This window comes from Sphingomonas sp. PEI4 (assembly GCF_056679955.1).
Genome location: NZ_CM155258.1, coordinates 2,365,175 through 2,375,387, shown reverse-complemented (window position 1 = coordinate 2,375,387; position 10,213 = coordinate 2,365,175). Strand labels below are relative to the sequence as shown.

Genomic DNA, 10,213 nt, shown 5'->3' with positions numbered 1-10,213 from the left:
CTTCAGCGCGCGTACAAATCTTCGGTGTTGAGAAAGGCACGAAGCCCCTCCGGCGTGGCCGTGCGGATCGGGTCGTCCTTGGCGGCCGGTTCGCCACGCCACGCAGTTGCGCGCAGCGGCGTGACCGAAAAATCGCTGCGGGTGTCGAGCACGTGCGGGCAGTTGGCGAGCACGACGATCAGCTCCATTTCCGCGCGCAGGACGAGCGTCCGGCCAGGCGCGAAGGGACCGATTGCGGGCAGCGTGGCGCCGTCCTCCGCGACCCGGACGCCCTTGAACCAGTTGATGCAGGGGTGGACGTCCTTGCGACCGAGCCCGTGCCTGGCGACACCCAGCATGAAGCGGTCGCGCGCGTTCGGATGCGCGCCGTAATTCCTGCCGTCGCCATAAGCGCGCGCGTTGGATGCCTCGTTCGACGCGCCGCAGAACGCGTCGTGCGTGCCGGCGTCATCCTCCAGGATGGTCATCATCACCCGGCCCATGTCCGACAGCAGCAGCCGACCCGCACCCAGATAGCCGTTCCACTGCACCTTCAGCGTGTCGGCGACGTTCAGCCGCTCGGTCGGCGTCTCGGCGTTGAAGATCAGCATTGAGGCGCAGGCGTCGCCGGCAACGTCGATCAGCCGCAGGCGTGTGCCGCGCGCGATCCGGCGCGACGCGTAGCCCGCAGGCGCGATCGTCTCTTCCCAAACCGTTTCGCCAGGCGCGTCGACGGCGGCGGCGGGGAGGGTGGGCATGGCCTCCACCCAGGTGCCCGTCATCGCGCGGGCGTGATCCCGAGCGCCGTACGGATCGGCAGTGGTCGTCGTCATGCGAAGGGTCTCCGTGGAAGATCGGGCCGTGGAAAATCGGGTCGTGAAAGATCGCCAACACCGATCGCCTCGACCAGCGCCTGCGGTGGCAGCGTCTTGCGATCGAGCGGCAGGTCGTAGGTGGTGGTGGCGCCGAAGCGGTGCGGCGCGTGCGGATCGTGGCGACGCTTGTCGAAGGCGAGCACACGCGTACCGAGCTTGAACGCCTCGCCGATGTCGTGCGTCACCATCACGATCGTCAGTCCCCGTTCCTGCCAGAGCCGGGTGATGAGTGCGTGCATGTCGAGGCGGATGCCCGGATCGAGCGCGCCGAACGGTTCGTCGAGCAGGAGGATGCGGGGATGCTTGACCAGCGCCTGCGCGATCGCCAGCCGCTGCTGCATGCCGCCAGACATCTGTGCCGGATAGACGTCCAGGCTGTGGTCGAGACCGACCGCGGCGAGCATCTCGACCGCGGTTTCGCGTGCCGCGCGCCGCTGCGCACCGAACAGTCGCGCCGCAAAGGGCGCCTGCGCGCATTCGATCCCGAACATCACGTTGCGGAGCGCGGTCAGATGCGGAAACACCGAATAGCGTTGGAACACGACGCCGCGATCGGGACCGCATTCGGCGCGCATCGGCTTGCCGTCGAGTAGCACCTGGCCGCGGGTCGGCGCCTCCTGGCCGAGGATCAGGCGGAGGAACGTGCTCTTGCCGGCACCCGAGGGGCCGACCACCGCGACGAAGCTGCGCTCGGCGATCTCGAGCGAGACGCGTTCGAGCACGATCTTGTCGCCATATTCGACCCAGATGTTGCGCATTTCGAGAAGCGGGGGCTCGAGAAGCGGGGGTTCGAGAAGCGGGCTCATCGGCCGGCTCCATGTGCCCAGGGAAAGCCGCGGCGGCTGATGAACAGCAGCAGCGCATCCGCCGCGATCGCGAGCAGTGAGATCCAGGCGACGTAGGGCAGGATGATGTCCATCGCGAAATAGCGCCGGACCAGGAAGATCCGGTAGCCGAGCCCGACGTCGGAGGCGACTGCCTCGGACGCGATCAGGAATACCCAGGCGGGCCCCATCGACAGCCGCAGCGCCTCGATCAGGCGCGGCATCAACTGGGGCAGTGCGACCCGGATCGCCAATTGCCAACTGTTCGCGCCGAGCGTCTGCGCCTTGACGGATTGCTCGACCGGCAGGTTCGCGACGAAGCTCGTCAGGTCGCGCGTCATGAACGGGGCGATGCCGATCGCGATCAGCGCGATCTTCGAGGCTTCGTCGAGCCCGAGCACGATGAACAGGATCGGCAGCACCGCGACCGGCGGGATGACCGCGATCACCGCGACCGTTGGGCCGAGCACGGCGCGCGCTAGCGGCATGACGCCGAGCAGCAACCCGAGGACCAGCGCGCTCGCGGTTGCGATGGCGAGGCCGATACCCAGGCGATACAGGCTCGCCAGCGTGTCGGCGACGAGGATGATGCGATCGGTGGACGGATCGCGATCGGTGGTGAAGCCGTGAATGGCCTGCGCCATCGCCTCGAATGTCGGCAGTACCTTGTCGGCAGGATTGTCGAGGTGGCGCGCCTCGGAAGCGAGCAGATACACGAACAGCAGCGCCACGATCGGCAGCGCACCCAGCACCAATCGTGCTCCGCGCCCGAGGCGAATGTCGACGAGCCGGGTCAACGCGAAGGCCTCGGCGCACCGGTCTGGTCGCACCTGTCAGGCATCGGCATGGCGGAATGTTGTGGCGGTACGCTCATCTCATCCCCGATTTCACGCATGCCCGTGGGCACGCTCCTCCGTTCGTCGGAACGGTTGTCCCGACGTTGCTCGTTCGCCGCCTCGGCGCCGTTCGTTGTCAGCGCGAGGCTACAGCTTCCCGTCCGCAGCCAGCTTCATGAAGCTCGGGTCGAACCGCAGCTTCACGTTCTTGGGATCGCCGAGGGTCTTGCCGCCGGCGAAGGTGATGCCGATCGTATCGACGGACTTCGCGCTCGGCCCGAACAGGCCGTGCGCGAAGCTGAACTGCCGGACCCGGTCGGTCACGGTGATCAGATCCGGATTCTCCGCATAGGCGACCGCGTCCTGCGCCTTCGCGTACAGGTGCGTCGTCTTAAGCTGTTCGTCGAAACTCGCCTCGGTCGTGCCCGCGGCCTTCGCCATGGTCGCGCGTGCGGCGCGGCCCGCGGCGTCGTTGCGGGTCATGATCGCCATCGTCTCATACCAGATGCCGGCCAGCGCCTTGCCGAGGTTCGGGTTGGCCTTGAGGGTCGCGGTACTGACGTTGAGCGTGTCGAGGATCTCGTTGGGAATCTTCGAGCTGTCGAACACCTGCGTCGCGCCCGGCGTCGCACGGATCGTCGACAGCTGCGGGTTCCAGGTCACGACCGCGTTCACGCTCGACGACGCGAACGCCCCGACGATGTCGGCGTCGCCGGTGTTCACGGTCTTCACGTCGGCGAGCTTCAGGCCGTTAAGCTCCAGACCGCGGGCGAGCAGGAAATGCGACACCGACAGCTCGACCAGCTTGACCGAGCGTCCCTTGATATCAGCCATCGTCCGGCCGTTCTTGAGCACCACGCCGTCATTGCCGTCGGAATAATCGCCGATCAGCAGCACGGTGGTATCCTTGCCGCCGGCCGCCGGAATGGTCAGCGCATCCATCGTCGTGCAGACCACGCCATCGAGCTTGCCCGCGGCGTATTGGTTGACCGATTCGACATAGTCGTTGACCTGAACCAGTCGGATATCGATGCCGTATTTGTCGGCCCATTTCTTCACGATGCCGGACTGTTGCGCATACGCCCAGGGCATCCAGCCGGTGTAGATCGACCAGCCGATCGTGAAATCTTTCTTCACGACGCCGGCGTCGGTCGCAGATCCCGACGGCTTGCTGCCGCAACCGCCTAGTGCCAGCAGTATGGCGGCGGCTGCAACGCCATTCAGCCACGGTCGAGACACCATCAAGCACACCCCTTAATCACCGATGATGCCAGCGCGCCGCCGTCCTCCGGTATGACCGGGAACAGGGACGGCGTATGCAGGCATCATCCCTTTGGCGACGTTGGCGTCCCTGGGCTCATCGATGAAGAGGCAAAATGATGATGAAAGGCATAGATCAAATCTATGCCCTACGCTGCGCCCTATGCCTTCGGGTGACTTCGTCGAGAAACAACTGTGTGGCTGTGTCGCGTGACGGCTCGGCCCGCGCGAGCAGGAAGATGTCGTAGGCGGGCTCCGCATCGGCGTAGAGCAGCGGCCATAATCGCCCCTTCGCGACGGCGTCCGCAGCGGCGAGCACGGGGAGGAATCCGATGCCGACACCGAGAGTGATCAGCCGGGCCGCCTCGTTGATGTCCTCCGCATGACCGTTCGCCTTCGTGCCGAGACGGTAGCGACGGCGCAGGCGGGTGATGGTGTCGAGTTCGTCCTCGCCGGTCAGCACGAAGCCCTCGTCCTTCAGTTCGCCCAGCCGCTCGACGCGGTGCCCGAACAGGGGGTGGCTGCGCGCGCAGTAGAGTTGCTGGCGTTCGACGAACAGGGGTTCGTAGACCAGGCTGCTTCGCGCATTGCTGTCATAGCCGACGCCGATCTCGGCTTCGCCATGTTCCAGCGCGTCGAGCACAGCGCGCCACGGCGAGACGCGGATCTCGATATGGATGTTGGGATTGCGGCGGTGGAAACTGGCGATCGCGTCGTCGAACTCGGTGGAGGCGACCGCCGAGATCAGCTGGATGCGGACGATGCCCTCGACCCGCTTGGTCGCCTGCGCGACCTGATGCGGCACCATCCTTGCCGCTTCGAGCATCTCCTCGCAGATGCCGAGCAGGGCGGTGCCCGCGGCCGTCATCTCGACGCCGGACGAGGAGCGGTTCAGCAGCTGTTCGCCGACCTGTTCCTCCAGCCGTTTCAGCGCGGCGCTGATGCTGGGCTGCTGCTTGTTCAGTTTTCGGGCGGCCGCGCCGATCCCGCCGGCGCGAACGATTTCTACGAAGGTCCGCAGCAGGTTCCAGTCGACCCGACTGGCGAACGTCTTGTCAGGCAGGAACGCGCTATCGACCAAACACATGGCTCCATGATCTTGGAGCGCACCTTTAGCCGCGCGACGTTCATACGCAACGTGCGCCCGGAATTCATGTGGTAGCATCGGGAACCGGGTCGGTCGTCGCTACGCTACGCGTCCAGCAGGTGTCGTCGGAACAGCGCTTTGATCCGCCGATCTTCCAGAACCCGCCCGATGACGTAGAGTGCCGCGAACATGCCCGCAAAGACATAGGCGGGAGTCGGCGAACGCTTCTTGTCGTCCTCGTCCGCCTTGCTCTTCTTCTTTTTTGGCGGGTCGGGCTCAGGGGCGCCCAGCGCCTTATCGATCGGGTTCAGTACCACGGGTGGCTTCTTGACTTCGGGCTTCTTGCCCTTGGCCTCGGTCCTTGCCTGCTCGAACTTGCCGAGGACGATCGTCGCCTGGGCGAAGGCGAGAAACAGCAGCGGCGCGAGAAAGCAGAACAGCAGCGCCCGGCTGGCTAAGCGGTATCGCAGCACTAGTCCGGTAGCACCCGGTTCGATCCGCAGGACACCGCCGTCGAAAACGGTCATCTTGTCCTGTGCGGCCTGGCCTTGCTTATGAAACGTCAGCGTGTCGCCTGCCCGGTCGTGGCTTGTCCCGGTCTGCTGGAACAGTGGATCGAGCCGTTCGAAGGCGTCTTCGGCAGAGTCGCACGGGGCTAGAGCGAGACTGCCCTCGACGTGCCAGATCCCGTCGATGAAGCGCCGATAGACGGAGTATCCGAGCGACGCGCGTGGCGACGTTGCATCGAACGCGATGGTTCGGTCTGCGGTCGAAGCGGTTCCGGTCATTCTGCCGGTACCATCGGGGTCGGCGCCGTCTGGCCCATCGACCGTCGACCGAACCGTTCCCTGATCGACTTCCACCCTTCCGTGAATGTGTAGGTCATCGTCTCACGGACCGACATGGGTCGGCCGCCTTCCATCCCGAGCAGTTCCGCTTCGCCGTCGACGCATGTCCCGAACAGGCGATCGATGACGACCCACGTGCTCGAATAATTGCTGCGGCTCGCCTCATAGTCCTGCGAGTGATGTACGCTGTGATGCTCGGTGGTGTTGAACAGGAAGCGCCACCAGCGCGGCGAGTTGAAGCGGACATTGATGTGCTGGTAGGTGCCGACCGCCAGGCCGAATGCACCGGCGAGCAGGGCGGCGCGCGGCACGAAATCGAAGAATCCGCCGATGCCGAGCCCGATCAGGAACAGCTCGACCGGATTGCCGACCGCGCCCTTGTTGACGTTGAGCTGGGTGATGTAGTGATGCGGCGCGTGCGCCAGCCACAGCGGATGCCAGTTGTGCATCCCGCGATGCATCCAATATTGCCCGAAATCGAACACCAGCGAGATCATCAACGCCTGCACCAGCAACGGCAGGCCGGTGAACCAGGCGAACTTTTCCCAATCGAACGAATGCTGGATCGCTTCGATCATCGCACCGTCGCCGATATAGCTGTCGATCATGCGGACGACGGTAAAGCCGATCCCGACATAGAAGAGATCGGTGGTCAGTTCCTTCCACGTCAGCCGCCAGCTTTCATGGCGCGGGGCCAGCCATTCGAGCCCGAGCAGAAGGACCTTGAAGCCGATGCCGATGCCGATCGCGGTCGATGCCTTGGCGATCGAATTGGGCGCGTAGAACCAGAAGGCTATCAGCGCGAACAGCATCGTCGGCTGGAACCAGGTGAAGAACATCTGCTTCGCCGGGCCGCCCTCGACCTTGGGAATGTTTTCCCAACCCACGATGACCGGGGCCTGTGCTCCGATTATCCTCTTGCCTACGCGAACTCCGTTCATCTTGTCCCCGCGATATAAAGCCTTGCAGGTTAGATGCCCGAGATCGCGGGGCTGCGTCATACGTCATCGGACGTATACCGTGGGGGTGGGGCGCAGAAGGGATGAGCTCTGACATCGAAATGAAGGAATGCGATGAAGGCGTGAGAACGCGGTTCCCGATGCATGCGCTTCGCTCAAGCAACAAGATGTGGCCGTTTTACAGCTCGAAAGACGCCGACATCCTGACCGTGCGAGCCGCGCCGACATAGAGGGTCGTGCCACCTGTCGCCCAATATCGCCTGTCCGTCAGATTATCCCCGTTCACGCGCAGGGTCAGTGTCCTGCCGTCCTCGAGCGGGACACGGTAACTGGCACCTGCACTGTAGGTCACGAAACCGGGCAGGCGCGCCAGATTGACAGCGTCTGCAAAGCGGGTGCCGGTGTAATAGGCTCCGGCATTGATCGCGAAGCGATCCCATGCGGGTGGCCGGTATTGTACGAACGCCGAACCCGACCAGCGAGGTGCGTTGAGCACGCGTTTGCCGTCGAGCAAGGCCGAGCCGGTCCGCTTCTGGATCGCGTCGAGATACTGACCGGTAAGCGAGACGTCGAATCCATGGCCGATCGCGCCAAGAATCGAGCCTTCGATGCCCCGATGATTAGCGCGTCCATTGGCGACATAGACGTTGGTCGCATCGGTGTAGGCGAGCGCACGATCGATATCGAACCACGATAGCGATGCCGTGGCGCCCAGGATCGTGGCGCGCGCACCGATTTCCCATTGGCGACTGCGCGCCGGCCCCAGCGTTTCCCCGACATTGGCTGTCCCGTCCGGTGCAACGCCGGCGCTTTCGAGGCCCTGAATGTACGAGGCGTACAGGCTGGTCGCCGCGGTCGGATGCAGGATCAGCGCGGCCGTGGGCGTGACGGCGTGTGTCGTATAGTCGGCGCCGCTGGCCCGCGTCCGGTAGCCGACGCCGCGGACGCCGCCGACGATGTCGATGCTCTTGCCGAGTGACACGACGTCCATGATGTAGACGCCGGTGTCGTTCACCGTGTTGCCGCGGTTCACGGCGCGCGAGGCGACCACCAGGCTCGACAGATCGACCGCCACCGGGTTGTAGAGGTTCTGCGTGACCGCCGCATATCTCACCTGCGACGCCATAGCTGGGCACCGCTCCCGTGACCACGATCTCCTCGTCGAGCGAGCGTTCTCTTTGGGGCGCCTGTCCTTCCGACGTGGCAGGCGCAGCGCTGCCGGCCGCTCAGCTGACATCAGCATCACGTCGCCCCACCACACGCGTCACGGCGAGATCGGCTGTAACGTTGCCCAAGGTGCGGAAGATATCGGGAATGCTCTCGATCGCGAGCAATAGCGGCAACAGGTTGAGCGGAACGCCCATCGCGAGACACACCGGCCCGATGATCGCGAAGAACGACACTTGAGCGGGCAGGCCGACCGCCGCCACGCTTACAGCGGCAGCGACAAGCGCGCCGGTCAAAAGCGTACCGGGACCAAGCACCACGCCGTGTAGATGGGCAAGATAGACCGCCACCGTGACATTGGCTGCCGCACTTGCCGCTCGAAAGAGAGAGACGGCGAGCGGAAGAACGATCCCTGCTTCCTGCTTGCCGACACCGAGCGGGCCAGCCGCGTCGATCATCGCGGGAAGCGCCGCCAACGAGGACTGGGTACTGGCCGCTACTACCTGCGGCGGAAGCGCCGCCTGGGCGAAGGCGAATGGTGACATGCGGCCCAGCAATGCGGCCACGACGTAAGCGAGCAGCGTCGTCACCAAGCATGTGCCCACGACGAGCATGACATATTGCAGCAGCGCACCGGCCGCGCTCACCCCCGTCCGGTTCCCGACGGCGAAGGCGAGGGCGAATACCCCTATCGGAGCAATCCACAGGACCCAGTGGACGATCACGAGCATCGCCTGAACGACCGCCCGGAAGAAGGTCTGGATGCTGGCACGCAGGTCTGGTTCAATCCGGCCCACCGCAAAGCCAAACAGCACGGCAAAGATCACCAGCGGCACCATCGCGGTATCCGATGCAGCCTTCAACGGATTGGTAGGAATGATATTTGCCAGCCAGTCGCCCGTCGACGCGATGTCGGGAGGCTTCCCACCAAGCGAGCGAAGCGATGTCGCCTCAGCAGAGATCGGCCATAGATCGAGCGTAACCGTGGACAGCGCCGCGCTCACGATACAGGCGACGATCAGCAGTATCGCAAACCACATCAGGGCGCGGGGCGCTGTCCTTCCAACCGAAGCGCTCTCCGCCGCCGACACGATGCCGGTGACCAGCAGGGAGAAGACCAACGGCACTACCGTCATGGTGAGTGCGTCGAGCCAGAGCTTCCCGACCGGTTGAAGAACGGTGAGAAGTGTTCCGCCCGTGGCGCTACCGGCAAGCGCAGCTCCAGCCAACAAGCCAAGCACCAGGCCCGCAAAAATCCGGACCGACGAACCCGTCATCGCGTACCGCTCGTCATGCCGCGCCGGTGCGACGCACCATCATCCCTACTGCAGCGATCCGATCCACATCGGCATAAGCAGGCTGGTCCAGCTCGTCGCCGAAGATATCAGGATCGAGTTCGAGGTATGTCATGTCGTTGCCGACCACGGGCAGACGATCGCGGAGCGCGTCCAACAACACATCGCGACCACCGACGATCGACACGCCGGTGTGCATGATCAGCCGGCCGTCAGCACTCAACAGGTCGATCCCCTGTAGCACCCAGTCGAGGGACAGCGCGGCTCCATAAAGCTCGCCGCCATCGCGGTAAGCCCGGCGTTCCGCGTCGATCATGAAGGGCGGATGCGTGACCATCAGGTCGAAGCGACCATTCACGTCCGACGGTTGTGATACTTGCACCGCGTGGTGCCGGACGCCGGCATGCTCGGCATTGATCGACGCGAGGAACAGCGCCTTCGGGTTGATATCGGCGATCGTCAGCACCGCGTCCTCGGCACGCCGAGCCGCGATGATCCCGCCGACCCCTGCGCCAGCCCCATAGTCGAGGATCGACCGCGCGCCGGGATCCATGCGTGCGAGGATGAACTGTGCAAAGCGGTAGCTGTCAGGCCCCAGGAAAACGGAATCGTGCGCTGTGGTCGGGTAGCGCGAATGCCAAAACAGGGTGCCGAGAACGCGCGAGACGCGCAACTGCGGCACCAAGCGGTCATTGTCACCGGGCACGAGCACGCCCGCGTCGACCAGTCCGGCTTCAAGTGAGTGCGGCAATACGCCGGGAGCGACGGGCAGGCTCCAGCCCAGCACATCCCGCACGTCCTGCGCCTCTTGCCGGCCGGGGCGGGCAACTACGCGAGCATGCGTCGCCGGCGTCGGCGGAACGAAATCATAGCCTTCGGTGTCGAGCGTCGTCAGAAGGCCAAGGAGCGCCGACCGCGACGGGTATTGCGTCGATGTCGAGCAGTCTACCTGCTCGTCGTTAATGTACGTTAAAGTCACGTTCCACCTGATATTGCAGCAAGGTTCCTTAGGTAACCTACGCAATTTGCGAACGTTCCGCGCAGTCAACGCATGTTAATGCTATAATTTCAGGTTCCCGGTAT

10 protein-coding genes are annotated in these 10,213 nt (G+C 64.4%); all 10 read right to left on the bottom strand.

Features of this window, described 5'->3' with window-relative positions:
* Positions 1-2: 2 nt before the first annotated feature.
* Positions 3-812, bottom strand: a complete 810-nt coding sequence (locus AC1MLZ_RS10865; protein ID WP_480958467.1) for an urea amidolyase associated protein UAAP1 — start codon at positions 810-812, stop codon at positions 3-5.
* Positions 809-1,660: an ABC transporter ATP-binding protein gene (locus tag AC1MLZ_RS10860; protein ID WP_480958466.1), complete on the bottom strand. Its 852-nt coding sequence runs from the start codon at positions 1,658-1,660 to the stop codon at positions 809-811. The genes AC1MLZ_RS10865 and AC1MLZ_RS10860 overlap by 4 nt, the downstream gene beginning before the upstream one ends.
* Complete coding sequence (locus AC1MLZ_RS10855; protein WP_480958465.1) at positions 1,657-2,475, bottom strand: ABC transporter permease; 819 nt, start codon at positions 2,473-2,475, stop codon at positions 1,657-1,659. Before AC1MLZ_RS10855 ends, AC1MLZ_RS10860 begins: the two co-directional genes overlap by 4 nt.
* 186 nt (positions 2,476-2,661) lie before the next feature.
* Positions 2,662-3,756 (bottom strand): putative urea ABC transporter substrate-binding protein, encoded by a 1,095-nt coding sequence (locus AC1MLZ_RS10850; RefSeq protein ID WP_480958464.1) that lies wholly within the window; start codon positions 3,754-3,756, stop codon positions 2,662-2,664.
* Between the two features lie 160 nt (positions 3,757-3,916).
* Complete coding sequence (locus AC1MLZ_RS10845; RefSeq protein WP_480958463.1) at positions 3,917-4,861, bottom strand: LysR family transcriptional regulator; 945 nt, start codon at positions 4,859-4,861, stop codon at positions 3,917-3,919.
* Between the two features lie 104 nt (positions 4,862-4,965).
* Entirely contained in the window at positions 4,966-5,649 is a 684-nt protein-coding gene (locus AC1MLZ_RS10840; RefSeq protein WP_480958462.1) for a hypothetical protein, read from the bottom strand.
* Positions 5,646-6,650: a sterol desaturase family protein gene (locus AC1MLZ_RS10835; protein ID WP_480958461.1), complete on the bottom strand. Its 1,005-nt coding sequence runs from the start codon at positions 6,648-6,650 to the stop codon at positions 5,646-5,648. The genes AC1MLZ_RS10840 and AC1MLZ_RS10835 overlap by 4 nt, the downstream gene beginning before the upstream one ends.
* Positions 6,651-6,846: 196 nt before the next feature.
* On the bottom strand, positions 6,847-7,794 hold the full coding sequence (locus AC1MLZ_RS10830; protein ID WP_480958460.1) for a TonB-dependent receptor: 948 nt from the start codon (positions 7,792-7,794) through the stop codon (positions 6,847-6,849).
* Between the two features lie 100 nt (positions 7,795-7,894).
* Positions 7,895-9,112, bottom strand: coding sequence for a dicarboxylate/amino acid:cation symporter (locus AC1MLZ_RS10825; RefSeq protein ID WP_480958459.1), 1,218 nt, complete (start codon positions 9,110-9,112; stop codon positions 7,895-7,897).
* Between the two features lie 13 nt (positions 9,113-9,125).
* On the bottom strand, positions 9,126-10,109 hold the full coding sequence (locus tag AC1MLZ_RS10820) for a methyltransferase (RefSeq protein ID WP_480958458.1): 984 nt from the start codon (positions 10,107-10,109) through the stop codon (positions 9,126-9,128).
* Positions 10,110-10,213 lie beyond the last annotated feature (104 nt).